Raw genomic sequence first — 17,449 nt, 5'->3', positions numbered from 1 at the left:
CGTACTCCGATACGGACGCCGGGCGCCCGGCGCTCAATCGGGGCGCGGTGACCAACCGCCGTCCCGCTCGTTCTGCCGGACGTGCAGTCACAGGATGTCGCCCCCCGCCCCGCGTCCGCCGCCTCCGGTGGTCCCGTCGTCGATGTCGAGCAGGCGGAGGCCGCCCTCGTCGAGCACTATCCGCGGCTGGTGCGGCTGGCCTATCTGGTGCTGCCGCCCGCGCCGAGCCGGGGCCGCCGGGTGCTCAGCGCGCACGCGCTGGTGCAGCGGACCCTGCCGCGCGGCCGGACCGCCGCCCCGGTGATCCCCGCCCAGTCCACCGGTGACCGCGACGGCGACCCGGGCTACGCGTATGTCCGGCTGCGGGTGCTGCGCACGGCGCTGGAGGCGGGGCTGCCGCTGCGCCGCAAGGCGTGGCCGAAGCGGTCGCAGCTGCCGCCGGTGCTGCCGCAGGTGTGGGGGCTGCGGCTGTTCCCGCGCTCCGGCGGGGCCGATGAACTCGCCCTGGACCAGCAGCTGTCGGCGCTGTCCGCCCCGGCGCGGGCCGTGTACGCGCTGCGCGGCCTGGAGCGGCTCACGGACCCGGACGTACGGGAGGCGCTGAGCCGGGCGGGGATCGCGGAGGCGGAGGTGGACGCGGCGCTCGCCGAGGCGGACACCGTGGCCGCGCGGTACGCGCTGCTGGACTCCCCGGAGTTCGACCCCTGCTCGCTCCAGGCCCGGCCGACCGATCTGATGCGCCGCCGCCAGCATGGCAAGGCGGCCGTGGCGGCGACGGTGGCGGCCGTGGTGTGCGGGGCGCTGCTGGGGATGCCCGGTGACGGCTGGGGGCCGGACGGCGCCGCCGCGCCTCCCTACGCGCAGAACGCGTCCGCCCAGGCGGCGCTGGACCCGTCCCGGCTGGTGAAGATCTCCCCCGCGGTGTGGAAGTCCTCGGCCCGTACCGACTTCACGGTGTGGCCGGCCCGCGGGGAACTCACCGGTGACACCGAGCTGCTGCGCCGCGCCCTCGCGGTGTGGGCCCGGCCCGGTCAGTCGGTCCAGGTGTCGGCCACCCCGGGCACCCCGACCGGCGGCCCGGCCGGACCCCCGCAACTGCTGTTCGCGGGGCTGGTCGACAACGCGCGGGTGGTGCTCCTGCACGACGGTCTGCGGCTGACCCGCTATGCCGAGCCCAAGGACGGACAGGCGGGCGCCGCGCTGGATCTGGCGCGGCTGGACGGGGCGACGGCGGCCGAGGCGACGGCCGTGGTGCTGAACCGGGCCGACGGCAACGTCCGCTATCTGACCGCGCCCTGGGTGAGGGAGGCCGCCGAGCGTGATCTGGTGAAGCCCGGCTCCGGCGCGATGGACCTGACGGTGGCGGACGGGGTCACCTCGCCGATGGCCAGCCCGGCGACCCGGTCCGGCGACTGCACCTCGTGGAACGTGCTCCAGCTCACCACCGACGACTCCACCCGGCTCGCCTCCGACCTCGGTGAGCTGGTCCCGGCCCGGCTCACCACCGGGCGGCCCGGCGCGGCGCACGACGCCTCGGGCGCGGAGGCGCTGCGCACCTGGGCGCCGTACGCCTGTTCGCTGGCGGCGGTGCAGGGGCAGGGGGTGCGCTCGGTGAACGCGTGGAGCTTCGCGGAGCAGACGCTGCCCGAGGACGGCGGTACGGCGTCCTGGGTGTGCACCCGGGCGGAGACCTGGCGGGGCGGCGGTGAGCGGGTGCTGGCGCAGTTCCACACGCCGGGCGGGACGTACGGGGCGGTCGCGGCGAAGGGCGAGGACGTCCCGGAGTGCGGGGCGCGGGAGCCGCAGGTGCTGGCCGGGGTGCTGTGGAAGTCCGCGGCGGGGTCCTGGTACCTGCTGGCGGCGGGCGGCCGGGACACGGCGGCGATCGAGACGACCGGCGGGGTGAAGGCGTCGGCGGAGGGCAATCTGCTGGCCGTGCGGACCAAGAACGGTGTGCGGGCGGGGCTGAAGGGGACGCTGACGGACGGACGGACGGTCGAGGCGCTGCGGTAGCGACGGTTTCGGCCACCGGGTCACCTGGCCGCCGGGCCGCCGGGCCACCTGACCACCTGACCACCTGACCACCAGGACAACGGGCCTCCGGGCCACCAGGCCGTCAGACACGCTGATTTCGTCCGTGCGCGAGGGCTTCCCCCACCCCTTACCCATCAGTACATTGACGCCATGTCTAACAAGAAGGTCCGGCGGCCCGAGCCGATCGAGTCCGAGCGGATCGCCCTCACGGCGCGGAACGTGTCGTTCTCCTGGGAGGGCACCCCGCTGCACTGGGTGCCCGGTGACCCCTTCGCCTCGCACACCATCAATGTGCTGCATCTGCTGCTGCCGGCCGGTGAGCGCTGGTTCGTGCATGTCTACCGGCAGGTGCTGCCCTACATCCGGGACGAGCGGCTGCGCGCGGATGTCATCGGGTTCATCGGGCAGGAGGCGATGCACTCCCGGGCGCACGACGAGGTGCTGCCGCATCTGCGGGAACTCGGGCTCGATCCGACGCCGTACACCGCGCAGGTCGACTGGTTCTTCGAGAAGCTGCTCGGGGACCGGACGCTGCCGCCGGGGCGGTCGCGGCGCTGGTGGCTGATGGAGCGGGTGGCGCTGATCGCGGCGATCGAGCACTACACGGCGTTCCTCGGGGACTGGGTGCTCAACGCCGAGGAGCTGGACCGGCGGGGCGCGGACCCGGTGATGCTGGATCTGCTGCGCTGGCACGGCGCCGAGGAGGTCGAGCACCGGTCGGTGGCGTTCGAGCTGTTCCTGCATGTCGACGGGGGTTACCGGCGCCGGGTGCGGACCTGGGCGCTGGCGTTCTCGGCGCTGGTGTTCCTGTGGCAGCGGGGGACGCGGTTCTTCATGGAGAACGACCCGACGCTGATCGACGGGAAGGCGAGCTTCCGGGACTTCCACACGCGCGGGCGGCGCGGGCTGCTGCCGTCGACGGGCGCCATGGTCCGTTCCATCCCCCGCTATCTGAACCGCGCCTACCACCCCTCCCAGGAGGGGTCGACCGCGCAGGCCGTGGCGTATCTGGAGTCCTCCCCCGCCGCGCTGGCCGCCGCGGCGGCGCAGGAAGAGGCCAAGTGATGCCGGGGCTGCGGACGGTGGTGGTGGTGGTCGCGGGCGCCGCGGTGCTGGTCCGGCGGGCGCTGCGGCGGCGTATCCGTGTCTCGCCGCTGTGGCCGCTGCCCGCGCTGGCCGAGCCGACCTCGGGGCGGCCCCGCAGCCGGGCGCTGCGGGTGCGGCTGACCGCGCGCGAGACGGTGGCGGAAGGGGTCGTACGGCTGCGGCTCGAAGGGCGGGGGCTGCCGGACTGGGCGCCGGGGGCGCATGTGGACCTGGTGCTGCCGTCCGGTCTGGTGCGGCAGTACTCGCTGTGCGGGGACCCCGGGGACCCTACGTCGTACACGGTCGCGGCGCGGCTGGTGGCGGACGGGCGGGGCGGTTCGCGGGAGGTGCACGAGGAGTTGGTGGTGGGGGCGGAGCTGGAGGTGCGCGGGCCGCGCAACCGGTTCCCGCTGGTGTCCGGGGCGCCCGCCTATCTGTTCGTCGCGGGCGGCATCGGGATCACGCCGCTGCTGCCGATGGTACGGGCGCTGCCCGCGGGCACCGAGTGGCGGCTGCTGTACTGCGGGCGGTCGCGGGCGTCGATGCCGTTCCTGGCGGAGGCGCTGGCGCTGGGCGCGGACCGGGTGACGGTGGCCGCCGGGGACGAGGCGGGGCGGGCGGACCTGGACGCGCTGGCGGCCGGGGTCGCGCCGGGCACCGAGGTGTACTGCTGCGGGCCCGAGGAGCTGATGGCGGCGGTCGCGGAGCGGCTGCCCGGGGTGCGGGTGGAGCGGTTCGCGCCGCGCGCGTCGGCCGGGGAGGGCGCCGCCTTCGAGGTGGAGTTGCGGCGCAGCGGGCGGACGGTGCAGGTGCCGGACGGGACGTCGGCGCTGACCGCGATCCGGGCCGCGCTGCCGGACACCCTGTACTCCTGCGAGCAGGGATTCTGCGGGACCTGCCGGCAGCGGGTGCTGGAGGGCGAGGTGGACCACCGTGACGAACTGCTCGGCGACGCCGAGCGCGGCGACTCCATGCTGATCTGTGTGTCCCGGGCGCGCGGGGAGCGGCTGGTGCTGGATCTCTGAGCCGGCGCGGGGGGCGGGCCCCGGAGTCACCGGTCTTGGTCGGACCGGGCCGTTCACGGCCGGAACCGATCGGTAAGGTGTTCGTATGTCTACCGGGGTGCGCCGTCGTATGGGTGTCGAGGAGCGGCGGCAGCAGTTGATCGGTGTCGCGCTCGAACTGTTCAGCCGGCGCTCGCCCGACGAGGTCTCGATCGACGAGATAGCGACCGCGGCCGGTATCTCCCGGCCGCTGGTCTACCACTACTTCCCCGGCAAACTCAGTCTGTACGAGGCCGCGTTGCAGCGGGCGTCGGACGACCTCGCGGGCCGGTTCGTGGAGCCGCACGAGGGTCCGCTGGGGGCCCGGCTGCTGCGGGTGATGCGCCGCTACTTCGACTTCGTGGACGACCACGGACCCGGTTTCTCCGCCCTGATGCGCGGCGGCCCCGCGGTCGGCTCCTCGACCACCAACGCGCTCATCGACTCCGTACGGCAGGCGGCCTACGAGCAGATCATGGCGCATCTCGAGGTCGGCGAGGCGCCCGCGCGGCTGGAACTGGTGGTCCGCTCCTGGATCTCGCTGGCCGAATCCACCGCCCTGCTCTGGCTGGACGGCCGCCGTATTCCGCGCGCGGAGCTGGAGGTCCAGCTCGTCCATGACTTCGCCGCGCTGGCGGCGGTGAGCGCGGCCTACGACGAGGAGACGGCCGCGGTGCTGCGCCGGTCCCTGACGGGCGAGCCGGCCGACAGCCCGTTCACCGACCTGGTGACCCGGCTGCTCGCACTGGCCTCCTAGGACCCGCTGGTCGCAGCCGTATCGAACCTGGCGGCTCCGGCGCCCCGTTGGCTCAGTCAGACGCCCCCGATCGGGGGCCGTGGACAGAAGGAGCCTTCAATGGCGATCGAGCTGACGGACCGGGCGCTGGACCAGGTGGCGGGCGGATCGGAAGAGGAGTACCTGGACCCCGACGGTCTCATCTACGTCGAGGTCCCGCGGACCTATGGCGAGATCCCACGGGACTACGGCGTACCGGCCGGCGGGATCTACCAGTCCAGCGACGGCGGACAGACCTGGCAGTAGCCGGACGCCCTCGCGACCGGCTGAAAGGTCGCCGGGACCGGGTCCATCGAACCCGGTCCCGTTCCGGCCACGTTGGCTCAGACAGACGCCCCCGTCCGGGGGCCGAGAGACAGGAGACGTCTCGATGACGACGACCAAGGACACGCACGCCGGGTACGAGCTGACGGACCAGGCGCTGGACCAGATGGCGGGCGGAGCGGAGCAGTGGTGGGAGGGGAACACCGTCCACATCAAGCACGACAACGGCGTCCACCAGGCCGTGGACTACGACACCGGGGAGGCGTGGGAGTCGGCCGGCGACGGACAGCCCTGGGAGTCCCGGGGCAATGTGCTGACCCGCCGGTAGGACGCCGGACCGGGCCGGTCGAACCCGGTCGCATTCCGGCCACGTTGGCTCAGACAGACGCCCCCGATCGGGGGCCGAAGGACGGGAGAAAGTCTCGATGACGAGCACCACGGTCGCCCCCTACGAACTGTCGGACCAGGCGCTGGACCAGATGGCGGGCGGGTCCGACCCGGTCGAGCGGTGGTGGGACGGGAACACGGCGTTCGGCAAGTACGGCGACGGCAGCTACCGGGCCGTCAACCACGACACCGGTGATGTCTGGGAGTCGTCCGGCGACGGACAGCCCTATGAGTTCCAGGGCAACTTCTACAACGGCTGACAAGCCGTGACAGGCCCGCCGCCCCCTGGGCCGTGGGGGCGGCGGGCCTGGTCCTGGGGCCGGTCAGCGGGTGAAGACCGCCACCGAGCGGCCGGGCACGGTGAAGGTGCCGGTGGCGCGGTCGTAGGAGGCGCGCTTGACCACCGGGTCGGCGCCGCCCGCCTGGACCGGGTGGAGCCGCTGGTCACGGCCCGCGAGGGACGCGATCCGCTGGGTCTGCTCGGCGGGGGTGGCGTTGAAGACGACCACCAGGTCACCGAGGCGCATGGTGATCACACCGGGGGTCTCGTCCGTGCCGGAGAGCGGGAAGGACAGCCGGTCCTGCACGGCGGCGGCCGTGGCCAGCGAGAAGTCCCGTTCCGTGGTCCGGATCCTCAGCAGGTCCCGGTACGCGGCGGAGGCGCCGGTGATCTCGGCGCAGCCGACCCGGACCGTGGACAGCAGCGGGGTGGCGTAGGGCCACTTGGAGCGGTTGTCGGCGGCGGGCGGCAGACCCCGGCCGAAGCCGTTGCCGTCGGCGCAGTTCCAGTGGAGGGCGTTGAACCAGTCGCCGCTGTCGTAGGAGTTGCGGTCCAGGGACTTGGAGCGGAGCAGGTCGGTGCCCGCCTGGGAGAGGGCCGGGCCCTGGGAGAGGGCGGCCGTCGCCATGGCGAGGACCTGCATCCGGGCCCGGTCGGCGGCGCTCGTACCGGAGGGCAGTTTGAAGGCGAGCGCGTCGAACAGGGTCTCGTTGTCATGGGCGTCGGCGTAGGCGAGGGCGTCGCCGGGGGCCGCCGCGTATCCGGCGGGTGCGCCGTTGTAGTCGACCTCGGAGCCCTTGACGTCCTTGCCCGCGGTGTCGGTGAAGCGGTAGCCGGCGAGGTTGCCGGACAGGCCGACCTTGATGAGGTCCTGGTAGTGCAGCAGGCGGGCCTTCTGTTCGGCCGGGGTGCCGTTGGCCGCCGAGCCGTTGGGCTCGGTGTAGAGGCCGGAGGCGAAGCCCTGGACGCCGGGGTCGTCGTCGAAGGGGCCGCCGCCGCGTACGGCGTCGCGGGCGCGGTCGGAGAAGGTGGCGATGCCGGTGCCCGCCATGTTCTTCTGGGTCGCCTGCTCGAAGCGGACGTCGTCGGCGATCTCGCCGAAGTTCCAGCCCTCGCCGTACAGGATGATCTTCTTGCCGTCGACGCCGTCCTTCGCGAGGGTCAGGGCGTCGAGGGCCTTGCGGACGGCGAGCATGTTGGCCTTGGGGTGGTGGCCCATGAGGTCGAAGCGGAAGCCGTCGACCTTGTACTCCCTGGCCCAGGTGACCACCGAGTCCACGACCAGCTTGCCCATCATGGCGTTCTCGGGCGCGGTGTTGGCGCAGCAGGTGCTGTTCGCCACCGAGCCGTCGGCCAGCAGCCGCTGGTAGTAGCCGGGGACGATCCGGTCCAGGACGGAGGTCTTGGCCTGGCCGGAGGCGGCGGTGTGGTTGTAGACCACGTCCATGACGACCCCGAGGCCGTCCTCGTTGAGCGCCTTCACCATCTCGCGGAACTCGACCGTGCGGGCGGTGCCGTCCGGGTCGGTGGCGTAGGAGCCCTCGGGGACGGTGTAGTGGTACGGGTCGTACCCCCAGTTGTAGGCGTCCTTCGCGGCGATCTCGGCGACGCACTGCTGCTGGCGCTCGGAGTCGGCGGGCAGGGCGGCGAGGTCGCAGCCCACGGTGGCCTGGTCGGCGCGGCGCTCGGGGATGGTGGCGATGTCGAAGGCGGGCAGGAGGTGGACGTACGACGTCCCGGCCTCGGCGAGCTTCCGCAGATGCTTCGAGCCGTCGCTGCTCTTGTCGGTGAAGGCGCGGTAGGTGCCGGGGTCGTCGGCGGTGCGGTCCGCGACCGAGAAGTCACGGATGTGGAGTTCCTGGATCTGGGCGTCCCGGAGGGGGACCGCCGGTGGTTTGCGCAGGGTGCTCCAGCCGCGCGGCTTCAGGGAGCGGTCAGCGAGGTCCACGACGAGGCTGCGCTCGGAGTCGGCGGTCAGGGCGACCGAGTAGGGGTCGGTGACCTTGTTGGTGACGATCTCGCGGACGGTGGGCGCCCACACCTGGACGACATACCGATAGGGCTTGTTCTTCCAGGACGGGGAGCCGGTGACGGACCATACGCCGGTGCGGTCGTCGCGGCGCATCGGGTGCTGTCGGCCGTCCAGTTCGAGGGCGACGGACTGGGCGGTGGGGGCCCAGACGGCGAGGGTGGGGCGGCCGTCGCGGAAGACCGGGCCGAGGTCGGCCCTGGTGGCGTCGTACAGGTCGTCCAGCACTCCGGCGGTCTGGACGCCGGTCGCGGCGAGCACCGCTCCGTTGGCCGCGCTCTGGGCGGCGACGACCTGGCCGCGCGGGGCCTCGCGGACCCGGTCGCGGTCGCGGGGGTCGACGGTCCAGGCGGTGGCGTCCTTGAGGTGCGGGAACTTCGCCTTCTGGGCGTCGGTCAGGGCGCCCTTGGACAGCCTGAGGACGCGGATGTCGGTGCCGGTCAGGACGCCCTTGTCGGCCTTGATGGAGCCGGTGCGGGAGGTGAGGAGGCGGGTGGCGGCGGCCGTCTGCGAGGCGTTCCAGACGACCGTGTCCCGGTCGATCCAGATCGCCTTGGACGTGGTCAGGTCGAGCGCGGCGGCGGACCCGGCGGGCTGCGGAAGCAGCTTCTTCTCCTGTCCGTTCAGCAGCCACACCTCGTGTCCGTCGGTCTTCAGGTCGAGCGACTGGTCGGTGGGCAGGTCCTTCTCGTCGCCCTTGTGGAGGATGTAGCTGAGGCTGGTGGCGCCCTCGGCGAGCGGCACCTCGTACACCGCCCCGTACGGGTCGGTGCGGACCGGCATCAGGGGCTTGGACCAGTCGGTGGGCTGGGCGGCGCCGTTCCAGACGTGCAGGCCCCAGCCGTCGTAGGTGCCGTCGGCCCGGTTGTAGTGGAGGACGGCCTTGGTCTTGTCGGGGGCCGGGTAGGCGGGCCGTTCGGTGACGACCTCGGGCTTGCCCTGCTCGATCCAGATCTCCCCGTGCCGGGTCACGTCGATGGAGCGGTCGGCGGAGACGTCCTTGTTGCCGTCCTTGTCGATGACCAGGAAACCGACGTTGCTCGCACCGGGCTTGAGCTTGATGTAGGCGAAGGTGCCGTACGCGTCACGGCCGGTGAAGGGATGGCTGTCGGGCCAGGTGGTGGCTTCGCCGTCGGCGAGGTCGCCCCAGGCGTACACGCCCCAGTCCTGGTAGTTCCCGTCGGGGCGGTTGTAGTGGACGATCGCGTAGTCGCGGGAGGTGGCGGTGGGGGGCTCGGCCACGGGCGGGGTGCCGGTGACGGAGGCGGCGGTGGCGCTCGCGGTGCGCCCGGCCGCGTCGACGGCGACGGCCTTGTAGCGCAGGGCGGTGCCGGGGCGTACGTCCTTGGCGAGGGGGTGGGTGACCTTGTAGGGGGCGTGGTCGGCGGTGCCGAGGGTCTGCCAGCGGCCGTTCCCGGTCTGGGCGGCGAACACGACCCGGTTGAGGCCGCCGCCGGAGACATCGGCGGTGACCTCGACGGTGCCGGTGGCGCCGGGCGCCGGGGCCTTCAGGGTGAGGGTGGGCGCGGTGGCGGGGGCGGCGGGCCGGGCGGTGGCCCGGAGCACGACGGACGCACCGGCCGGGACGGTGACGGTGAGCTTGCCGTCGGTGGTGGAGGTCGCGGTGTCGGTGGTGCCGTAGAGCCCTCGGTAGGCGGTGGCGCGGGAGCCGACCGGGAAGGTCACCGTCTGCGGCCGGTCGGCGTTGTTGAAGCCGACGACATACTCGGTACCGCTCTTGGCGTCCGTGCGGGAGACGGCGTAGACGCCCGGTCCGTCGGCGGCGAAGCGCTCGGTCTGGATGCCGTCGGCGAGCGCCGGGTGGGCCTTGCGGAGCGCGGCGAGTTCGCTGATCTGCCGGTACAGCGGGGCCTTGGTGTCGTAGGCGTCGGTGGCGTGGGTGCGGTCGGTGCCGAGGATGTCGTCGTCCAGGTAGTCCTGGACCTGGGAGGCGAACAGCGTCTGGCGGGCGTCCTTGTCGCCGCCGTTGCCGGTGAAGCCCTGTTCGTCGCCGTAGTAGATGACCGGGTTGCCGCGGTTGAGGAACATCAGCTCGTTGGCGAGCCGCGCCTTCTTCAGGAGTTCGGCGTCGGTGGCGGTGGGGTCGTCCTGCCGGAGGAAGGTCCCGATGCGGCCCATGTCGTGGTTGCCGAGGAAGGTGACGGACTCGTACGCGTTGGCGGTGCCGGTCGTGTACTTGTGGTCGTCGCCGAAGACCGAGGCCAGCTTCTGGGCGCTGCCGGTCTGGGAGGCGTAGGCGCGGGCCGCGTCCTGGAAGGGGAAGTCGAGGGTCGAGTCCAGCTTGCCCTCGGTGACATAGGGCGCGGTGACGGAGGTGTCGGCGGAGTACACCTCGCCGAACATGAAGAAGTCGTCCCGGCCCCGCTTGGCCGCGTAGGCGTCCAGGGAGGTGGCCCACTGGCTCCAGAACTCCATGTTGACGTGCTTCACGGTGTCGATCCGGAAGCCGTCGATGTCGAAGTCCCTGACCCACCGCTGGTAGATCTTCTCCATGCCCGCGACGACCTCGGGACGCTCGGTCCACAGGTCGTCAAGGCCGACGAAGTCACCGTAGGTGGCGTTCTCGCCGGACCAGGTGGAGTCGCCCCGGTTGTGGTACATGGTCGGGTCGTTGAGCCAGCCGGGGACCTTGACGTCCCGCTTGGCGGCGGGGACGACCGGGGTCCTCGGGAAGGAGTCGGTGTCGACCGCCGGGAACTTCTTGCGGCCGTCGGCGTAGTCGGCGTCGTCGAAGGGCTCGCCGTCCTTGGTGAGGTACGGGAAGGCGCCCTTGGAGAGGTAGCTGTAGCTCTTCTCCTGGTAGTCGACGACGTCGGCGGTGTGGTTGGTGATGACGTCGAAGAAGACCTTCATGCCCTTGTCGTGGGCCTTGTCGATGAGGGTCTCCAGGTCCTCGTTGGTCCCGAAGTGCGGGTCGACCTGGGTGAAGTCGGTGATCCAGTAGCCGTGGTAGCCGGCGGAGGCGTCGGCGCCGACGCCCTGCACGGGCTGGTTCTTGAAGATCGGCGCCAGCCAGAGGGCGGTGGTGCCGAGGCCCTTGATGTAGTCCAGCTTCCGGGTGAGGCCCTTGAGGTCGCCGCCCTGGTAGAAGCCCTTGTCCGTGGGGTCGTAGCCGGTGGCCAGCCGCGAACCGGTGAGTCCGCCCCGGTCGTTGCCCCGGTCGCCGTTGGCGAACCGGTCCGGGAGCACGAAGTAGAACTGCTCGCGGGTGAGGTCGTGGCGGGTGGGCTCGGCGGCGAGCTTCTTGTCCGACGGCGGCGCGGGCGGGCCGTCGGCGCGGGCCGCGAGCGGCTGGACGAGGGTGGCGGCGAGCGCGGTGGCGGCGAGCGCCGCGATCCGTCCGGCCTGGTGGCTACGGCGGCGCCGGTGGGGCGCCTGGCCTCTCGGTATCACGGGCGTGAACTCCTTGCGCTTCCTTGCGACTACGGCTCAGCGACTACGGCTCACCGGGTCCGAACCCTGGGACCGCGGCAAGGGGGGCGGGGGGGCTCCCCCCTGCCGGGGTCCGGTGACCGTATCGCCGAAGAAAGCGTTGCTGCAAGAGGTCTGCAAGAAGGGGAAAGAAATTTCAGCAATGGGCGGCGACCGAGGGGCGTGCACGGGACGCCGTGCGGGGCTTCCGGCACAGCCGGAGGGTGGTGGTGCGGGGATGCGACGGTCCGCGCTACCTCGCGCTCAAGCCCTCCTCGTCGCCCCTCAGCACGTCTTCGTGAATCCACCGCGAAAGCCGTCCGACGCACCTGGCGCAGGCGAACATCTGGGCGTCGCCGAAGTCGGAGGACGCCACGCCGGTGAGCACACCGGGAACATCCGCACGGCCGCATCCGAACCAGCAGCGGTCGATGACACGCGCGGGCTCCTCGCCACGTAAGGCACGGGCCATGTCCTCGCGGGCGGTGACCCGGAGGCGCGGTAGCGGAATCGCGCTCAGCCGCACCCACACCCGCTTTCCGCCCGCGAGCGGCTCACAGCCCCAGGCGAGGGACGCCCCGGCGATGAGCCGCATACCGCGACCCGTGCCGCTCTCCCAGTCCGGCTCCCGAAGCCGGGGCCTACGCGGGCAGGTGTCGGCGCAGGCCACCAGGATCTCGCCGTCCTCGACACCGACGGTGAGCACGCAACGGCCGTTCGCGTGGCGGACCACGTTGGCGAGCAACTCCGTGACGACCAGGGCGGTGTCGTCGGCGACGTAGCCCCAACCGGTGATCCTCCGGCGGACGTCACGCCGGACGCCGGGGACGACTTGGGGGGTGAGGGAGGTGAAGGGCCAGCGGGCGCTGGGGGGCATCTCGACCGTTTCTGCGTGCATCCGACCTCCTTGACGACCAGGCATCCAGGAACGCGAACACCTGTGCCAAACAACCGAGTTGGACCTAGCACCAGGTCCTCCGGCAACAGAGTGCACGACCATCGGGTACTTTCGCAACAAGAAGAATCGCAATGTTGCAGATTCCTGAGAGGTGGGTCAACGACCTGCCGGAGAAGTGGTGTTGGAGGCCGTGGTGTCCGGCACACTGTCCAGGTACATCACCAGTCGTGGAGGAGTGAAGGTGGCAGCGCATCCGCGCCCGACAGTGCGGCGACGCAAGCTCGGTTCTGAACTGCGGCGGCTCCGTGAGGCCGCCAAGGTCGGCATGAACGACGCCGGGGCGGCGATCGACGGCGACAAGACGAAGATCTCCCGCATAGAGAACGGGCGTCAGGGCATCCGGCCGCTGGAGATCAAGGAGCTGTGCAAGCTCTATTCAGTGGCAGACGAACGAGTGGTCTCGGCGTTGCTCACCCTGGCGCGGGAAAGTCGGAAGAAGAGCTGGTGGCAGCAGTACAGCGGCGTACTCAGCCCCGACTTTCAGCAGCGCCTCACCCTTGAGGCCGACGCGGTACGGATCTACGCGTTCCACACCATGGTGATACCGGGGCTCCTTCAGACACGGGAGTACGCCGAGGCGGTCATCCGCGGCTCCGGCCGCCACACTCCCGACCTGGAGATCGAGACCAGCGTCAACTTCCGTATGGAGCGGCAGGCCATCTTCGACCGCCCCGACGCGCCTCAGTACCTCTGCGTACTCGATGAAGCCGTACTCCACCGTGAGGTCGGCAGTCCTCAGATCATGTCCAACCAGCTGCGACACCTCGTTGAGGCAGCCACCCGGCCGGGAGTGGGTGTGCAGATCGTCCCCTACTCGCAGGGCACCTACGCCGGTTTCGAAGGGCCATTCACGATCTACAGCTATCCCGATCCCATGGAGCTGGATGTAGTAGGTCTTGAATACCTTGAAGGCGCGCTCTACTTGGAGGAAGCAAGCCCCGTAGAGGCTTACCGGAGGTCCTTTGACCGCATCCGGGCTTCCGCCCTATCGTCACGACAGTCCATGGAGCTGGTCTCCAGGATTGCGCAAGACCATGACACCAAGTAGTGAGGCATGACTGATGATGCGCCACGACCTTCCTGTCAGCCTGTGGAGCAAGTCGAGCTACAGCGGTGACACCCACGACCAGTGCCTGGAGACCCAGCCCACCCGGAACGGCCTGATCGCCGTCGGCGACTCCAAGGCTCGGGCGCTCGGCGCGTTCACCTTCCCGTCAGCCGCCTGGGAGATGTTCATACAAGGCATCAAGAATGACCTCGTGTAGGCGAAATATTCAGCCACAGCACCAGAGCAACTGAAAGGGAGCCCTCCGGGGCTCCCTTTGTCGTTCTCGCGTCTGGCCGAACAGGCATCGCTGACAACCTCCGCCGCTCGGGGGACGATGCGGACTGGGACGTTTCGCATAGTTGGTCACCGACGCGATCAAAGGACCCTACGCATGATGACCCAGAGCAACCTCAGCACCGCCGTGTTCATAAAGAGCACCTACTCCAGTGGCGGCAACAACTGCGTAGAGGTTGCCGCTGTCCCGGGAATCACCGCCTTCCGCGACTCCAAGGACATCACCCGGGGGCATGTCCCCATGTCGGCCAGCGCCTTCGACGTGTTCGTTGAGAACCTGAAAGCCGACCACCCGGACTGAAGCGAGGACCCTAATGTTTCGCACAGACCTCCCGGCCGATGGCTGGAAGAAAAGCAGCCACAGCGACGGAGGGAACGCCCAGTGCGTGGAGACCCTCCCCCTGACCGGCCCGGCCACCGCCGTCCGTGACAGCAAGGCCCCCGCCCACGGCGCCTTCGTCTTCCCGGTCGCCACGTGGGCCGCCTTCCTCGACGGCGTCAAGCGCGGCCTCGTCTAGCCGTACCGGGGCCCTCGGCGTTCCGCGAACTCCAAGGGCCCCACCTCACGCGGGTCAGCAACCACTCTTGCCCGCGTAGATCGCCAGCGCCGTGTTCGAGCCGAGCGTCGCCGTCACCTGCCCCGAGCCGTTCACCGTCACCGCAGAACCGCTCTGCACATTGCAGTACGTACCGGCCGGCAGCGAGGTCTGGTAGGTGCGGGTGAGCGCGCCGGACTCGTGGTTGATGGCCACGAAACCCTTACTGCCCCGGCCAAAGGCGATCGCGTCCGCCCCGTTGTCCCACCAGTTCGTCACCGCCTGACCCCGCGTGGCGTTGCGGAACGCGACCATGCGCTCTATCTCGGGCCAGGCGTGCTGGCACTTCCAGCCACTGACCCAGCAGGCGTTCACCTGGCCCCCGTTCGGCGGTCCGGCGTCATGGTCGGTGAACTCGTAACCGGAGTTGATGTCGGGCGCCCCGTAAGGCCAGGCCAGCATGAAGACATTCGCCAGGGTGTAGTTCGCGTTGTCCTTGTAGCTGAGCGTGGAGCCGTTGCGCTCGGTGTCGTGGTTGTCCACGAAGACCCCCGAGACGCCGCTGCTCATATAGCCCCAGCCCTCGCCGTAGTTCTTCAGATAGGCGAGGTTCTCGTTGTTGAAGACCCGTTTGAGGTCGTAGGCGTAGCGGAACTCCTGGACGTCCCCGTTGCCCGTGTACTCGGTGGGCTGGACGGCCTCCCCCGCGCCGTAGATGACCTCCTGCTTCCAGTAGGCGGACGGGTTGGTCAGCCGGGACTTGATGTTCGCCAGGTCGGCGGCCGGTATGTGCTTGGCCGCGTCGATGCGGAAGCCGTCCACGCCGAGGGAGAGCAGGTCGTTGAGGTAGCGGGCGATGGCGCCCCGGACGTACTCCTCCCCGGTGTCCAGGTCGGCCAGGCCCACCAGTTCGCAGTGCTGGACGTTCCAGCGGTCCTGGTAGTTGGAGATCTGGCCCGTGCAGTTGTCGAAGTCGTAGGAGGAGTACAGCCCTGGGTAGGTGTACTTGCTGTACGACGAGCCGCCGGTGCCGGTGCCGCCGCCCGCCGACATGTGGTTGATCACGCTGTCCACGACGACCTTGACCCCGGCCGCGTGACAGGTGTTCACCATGTTCTGGAAGGCGGTGCGGTCGCCCAGGCGTCCGGCGATCTTGTAGCTGACCGGCTGGTACGAGGTCCACCACTGGCCGCCCTGGATGTGCTCGGCGGGCGGGGAGACCTGGACGTAGCCGTAACCGGCCGGGCCCAGGCGGCTGGTGCACTCGCGGGCGACCGAGGCGAAGTTCCACTCGAACAGGACGGCGGTGACGTCCTTGGTGCCGGGCGGGGACGCCTGGGCGGTGCCGGGCGCGAGGAAGGCTCCGGCCGCCGCCAGCGCGAGCGCGCCGGAAACGATTCTGCTGGCCATGTGGGGGTTCCTTCACCGTTGAAGGGGTGAGCTGGGCGGGTGTGCCACGTTGAAGGTGTTTTCTGCAAGTCGTCAAAAATGCTTGCAGTGGCCAGATGGTAGAGGCCCGCTGTCCAAAAGGGCAGCGGGCCGACGGAAGTTGAGCGAAGAAGTTCTCTGCCGGGTGCCGCGTTATGCGGCCGGTGCTCCGAACCACACCGTGGTGTCGCCTGGGACCTTGGTCTCGCCGTCCGCCTCGCCCACCTCACCGCTGGTGAGCAGCAGCGGCCCGTACGCCGGTACGGTCACCGACTCGGCGGTGGTGTTGGCGACGCAGACGAAGCCGCCGCGCCGGAACGCCAGTACGCCTTCGGGCGCCCGCAGCCACTCCACCGTGTCGCCCGCGCCGAGGTCCCGCTCGGAGCGGCGGATCGCCAGCGCCGCGCGGTACAGCTCCAGGGTCGAGCCCGCCACCCCGCTCTGCGCCTCGACGCTCAGCTCGCCCCAGCCCTCCGGCTGCGGCAGCCAGCTGCTCCCGGCGCCGAAGCCGTACGCCGGGCCGGTGCGGGTCCAGGGGATCGGCACCCGGCAGCCGTCGCGGAAGCCGTCCTGGCCCTCGCCCCGGAAGTACGCCGGGTCCTGGCGCACCTCGTCGGGCAGGTCCACCACGTCCGGCAGGCCGAGTTCCTCGCCCTGGTAGACATAGGCGGAGCCGGGCAGCGCCAGCATCAGCAGGCTCGCGGCGCGGGCGCGTCTGAGGCCCAGCTCGCGGTCGCCCGCGCTGCGGATCTGGGTGCCGAGGCCGGGCGGGTTGGCGAACCGGGTGGCGTGCCGGGTGACATCGTGGTTGGAGAGCACCCAGGTGGCGGGGGCGCCGACCGGGCGCATGGCTTCCAGGGTGCGGTCCACGACGGTCCGCAGCTCCCCGGCGTCCCAGGCGGTGCTGAGGTACTGGAAGTTGAACGCCTGGTGCAGCTCGTCGGGGCGGACGTAGTGCGCGGTGCGCTCGACGGTCGGCGTCCACGCCTCGGCGACGAAGATCCGCTCGCCCGCGTACTCGTCCAGTACGAGCCGCCACTCGCGGTAGATGGCGTGCACACCGTCCTGGTCGAAGAACGGCATGGCGTCGTTGCCCAGCAGCTTCAGCTGGTCGTGCGCGCCCAGGTCGGGCAGCCCGTCCGCCTTCACCAGGCCGTGGGCCACATCGATCCGGAAGCCGTCGACGCCCATGTCCAGCCAGAACCGCAGGATCGAGCGGAACTCGTCGCCGACCGCCGGGTGCTCCCAGTTGAAGTCGGGCTGCTCGGGGGCGAAGAGGTGCAGATACCACTCGCCGTCCGCGACCCGGGTCCAGGCCGGGCCGCCGAAGATGGACTCCCAGTCGTTGGGCGGCAGCTCACCGTTCTCGCCCTTGCCGGGGCGGAAGTGGTAGCGCTCGCGCAGCGGCGAGCCGGGGCCGTCGGCGAGCGCCCGCTTGAACCACTCATGCTGGTCGGAGGAGTGGTTGGGGACCAGGTCCACGATGATCCGCAGCCCGAGTCCATGCGCCTCGCGGATCAGCGCGTCGGCGTCCAGCAGGGTGCCGAACATCGGGTCGACGGCCCGGTAGTCGGCCACGTCGTAGCCGGCGTCGGCCTGCGGGGAGGCGTAGAAGGGGCTGAGCCACACCGCGTCCACGCCGAGATCGCGCAGATACGGCAGTCGGGACCGTACGCCGTCCAGGTCGCCCATGCCGTCGCCGTTGCTGTCGGCGAAGCTGCGCGGGTAGACCTGGTAGATCACCGCGTCCCGCCACCAGTCGCGGTGCCGGGCGGCGGTGGCGAGGGCGGTGTGCGGCGCGGGGAGGTGCTGGGTCATGGCGTCCTTGTGTGAC

The 17,449-nt window shown here is 70.8% G+C and carries 15 protein-coding genes; 11 read left to right on the top strand and 4 right to left on the bottom strand.

Annotation, left to right across the window (positions count from 1 at the left end):
- Positions 1 to 81: 81 nt before the first annotated feature.
- The 7 genes from AB0D49_RS15515 (at position 82) to AB0D49_RS15485 (ending at position 5,870) form a co-directional block, all read left to right on the top strand.
- A complete protein-coding gene (locus tag AB0D49_RS15515) occupies positions 82 to 2,013 on the top strand; it encodes a hypothetical protein (RefSeq protein WP_362757047.1) in 1,932 nt (643 codons plus the stop codon).
- Between the two features lie 171 nt (positions 2,014 to 2,184).
- The gene (locus AB0D49_RS15510; protein WP_362757044.1) at positions 2,185 to 3,099 is read left to right on the top strand and encodes a metal-dependent hydrolase; all 915 of its coding nucleotides are present in this window, start codon (positions 2,185 to 2,187) and stop codon (positions 3,097 to 3,099) included.
- The gene (locus AB0D49_RS15505) at positions 3,099 to 4,145 is read left to right on the top strand and encodes a PDR/VanB family oxidoreductase (protein ID WP_362757041.1); all 1,047 of its coding nucleotides are present in this window, start codon (positions 3,099 to 3,101) and stop codon (positions 4,143 to 4,145) included. The genes AB0D49_RS15510 and AB0D49_RS15505 overlap by 1 nt, the downstream gene beginning before the upstream one ends.
- 85 nt (positions 4,146 to 4,230) lie before the next feature.
- Positions 4,231 to 4,920: a TetR/AcrR family transcriptional regulator gene (locus tag AB0D49_RS15500; RefSeq protein WP_362757038.1), complete on the top strand. Its 690-nt coding sequence runs from the start codon at positions 4,231 to 4,233 to the stop codon at positions 4,918 to 4,920.
- A gap of 99 nt (positions 4,921 to 5,019) precedes the next feature.
- Positions 5,020 to 5,205 carry a hypothetical protein gene (locus AB0D49_RS15495; RefSeq protein WP_362757035.1) on the top strand — a complete coding sequence of 62 codons (186 nt, stop codon included), beginning with the start codon at positions 5,020 to 5,022 and terminating at the stop codon, positions 5,203 to 5,205.
- A 124-nt stretch (positions 5,206 to 5,329) separates the two neighbouring features.
- Complete coding sequence (locus AB0D49_RS15490) at positions 5,330 to 5,551, top strand: hypothetical protein (protein ID WP_362757032.1); 222 nt, start codon at positions 5,330 to 5,332, stop codon at positions 5,549 to 5,551.
- Between the two features lie 97 nt (positions 5,552 to 5,648).
- A complete protein-coding gene (locus tag AB0D49_RS15485) occupies positions 5,649 to 5,870 on the top strand; it encodes a hypothetical protein (protein ID WP_362757029.1) in 222 nt (73 codons plus the stop codon).
- Between the two features lie 63 nt (positions 5,871 to 5,933).
- Here the strand turns inward: AB0D49_RS15485 and pulA are convergent, their stop codons facing one another.
- Both pulA and AB0D49_RS15475 read right to left on the bottom strand, forming a co-directional pair.
- Positions 5,934 to 11,333 (bottom strand): pullulanase-type alpha-1,6-glucosidase, encoded by a 5,400-nt coding sequence (pulA, locus tag AB0D49_RS15480; protein WP_362757026.1) that lies wholly within the window; start codon positions 11,331 to 11,333, stop codon positions 5,934 to 5,936.
- Between the two features lie 271 nt (positions 11,334 to 11,604).
- Entirely contained in the window at positions 11,605 to 12,249 is a 645-nt protein-coding gene (locus AB0D49_RS15475) for an ATP-binding protein (protein ID WP_362757023.1), read from the bottom strand.
- A gap of 241 nt (positions 12,250 to 12,490) precedes the next feature.
- On the opposite strand from AB0D49_RS15475, the gene AB0D49_RS15470 reads away from it, so the two are divergent.
- From AB0D49_RS15470 to AB0D49_RS15455, 4 genes are all read left to right on the top strand, one after another.
- Positions 12,491 to 13,357: a helix-turn-helix transcriptional regulator gene (locus AB0D49_RS15470; protein WP_362757021.1), complete on the top strand. Its 867-nt coding sequence runs from the start codon at positions 12,491 to 12,493 to the stop codon at positions 13,355 to 13,357.
- Positions 13,358 to 13,370: 13 nt separating this feature from the next.
- On the top strand, positions 13,371 to 13,574 hold the full coding sequence (locus AB0D49_RS15465) for a DUF397 domain-containing protein (protein ID WP_362757018.1): 204 nt from the start codon (positions 13,371 to 13,373) through the stop codon (positions 13,572 to 13,574).
- A gap of 174 nt (positions 13,575 to 13,748) precedes the next feature.
- Positions 13,749 to 13,952, top strand: a complete 204-nt coding sequence (locus tag AB0D49_RS15460; RefSeq protein ID WP_362757015.1) for a DUF397 domain-containing protein — start codon at positions 13,749 to 13,751, stop codon at positions 13,950 to 13,952.
- A 13-nt stretch (positions 13,953 to 13,965) separates the two neighbouring features.
- Positions 13,966 to 14,169 (top strand): DUF397 domain-containing protein, encoded by a 204-nt coding sequence (locus tag AB0D49_RS15455; RefSeq protein ID WP_362757013.1) that lies wholly within the window; start codon positions 13,966 to 13,968, stop codon positions 14,167 to 14,169.
- Between the two features lie 54 nt (positions 14,170 to 14,223).
- On the opposite strand, the gene AB0D49_RS15450 is transcribed toward AB0D49_RS15455, so the two are convergent.
- Both AB0D49_RS15450 and AB0D49_RS15445 read right to left on the bottom strand, forming a co-directional pair.
- The gene (locus tag AB0D49_RS15450; protein ID WP_362757010.1) at positions 14,224 to 15,597 is read right to left on the bottom strand and encodes an alpha-amylase family protein; all 1,374 of its coding nucleotides are present in this window, start codon (positions 15,595 to 15,597) and stop codon (positions 14,224 to 14,226) included.
- 171 nt (positions 15,598 to 15,768) lie between these two features.
- A complete protein-coding gene (locus tag AB0D49_RS15445) occupies positions 15,769 to 17,433 on the bottom strand; it encodes a glycoside hydrolase family 13 protein (protein WP_362757007.1) in 1,665 nt (554 codons plus the stop codon).
- Positions 17,434 to 17,449: the final 16 nt, after the last annotated feature.

This window comes from Streptomyces sp. NPDC048290, assembly GCF_040652095.1.
Lineage (GTDB): Bacteria > Actinomycetota > Actinomycetes > Streptomycetales > Streptomycetaceae > Streptomyces.
Note: the sequence above shows the minus strand (reverse complement) of the source record. Positions and strands in the feature narration are given on the sequence as shown.

What these genes read in the sequence shown, in the direction of transcription:
- AB0D49_RS15475 (WP_362757023.1), bottom strand. Translation starts at nt 12,249, where the DNA reads ATGCACGCAGAAACGGTCGAGATGCCCCCCAGCGCCCGCTGGCCCTTC.
- AB0D49_RS15495 (WP_362757035.1), top strand. Translation starts at nt 5,020, where the DNA reads ATGGCGATCGAGCTGACGGACCGGGCGCTGGACCAGGTGGCGGGCGGA.
- AB0D49_RS15510 (WP_362757044.1), top strand. Translation starts at nt 2,185, where the DNA reads ATGTCTAACAAGAAGGTCCGGCGGCCCGAGCCGATCGAGTCCGAGCGG.
- AB0D49_RS15465 (WP_362757018.1), top strand. Translation starts at nt 13,371, where the DNA reads ATGATGCGCCACGACCTTCCTGTCAGCCTGTGGAGCAAGTCGAGCTAC.
- AB0D49_RS15445 (WP_362757007.1), bottom strand. Translation starts at nt 17,433, where the DNA reads ATGACCCAGCACCTCCCCGCGCCGCACACCGCCCTCGCCACCGCCGCC.
- AB0D49_RS15455 (WP_362757013.1), top strand. Translation starts at nt 13,966, where the DNA reads ATGTTTCGCACAGACCTCCCGGCCGATGGCTGGAAGAAAAGCAGCCAC.
- AB0D49_RS15490 (WP_362757032.1), top strand. Translation starts at nt 5,330, where the DNA reads ATGACGACGACCAAGGACACGCACGCCGGGTACGAGCTGACGGACCAG.
- AB0D49_RS15505 (WP_362757041.1), top strand. Translation starts at nt 3,099, where the DNA reads ATGCCGGGGCTGCGGACGGTGGTGGTGGTGGTCGCGGGCGCCGCGGTG.
- AB0D49_RS15450 (WP_362757010.1), bottom strand. Translation starts at nt 15,597, where the DNA reads ATGGCCAGCAGAATCGTTTCCGGCGCGCTCGCGCTGGCGGCGGCCGGA.
- AB0D49_RS15460 (WP_362757015.1), top strand. Translation starts at nt 13,749, where the DNA reads ATGATGACCCAGAGCAACCTCAGCACCGCCGTGTTCATAAAGAGCACC.
- AB0D49_RS15485 (WP_362757029.1), top strand. Translation starts at nt 5,649, where the DNA reads ATGACGAGCACCACGGTCGCCCCCTACGAACTGTCGGACCAGGCGCTG.
- AB0D49_RS15500 (WP_362757038.1), top strand. Translation starts at nt 4,231, where the DNA reads ATGTCTACCGGGGTGCGCCGTCGTATGGGTGTCGAGGAGCGGCGGCAG.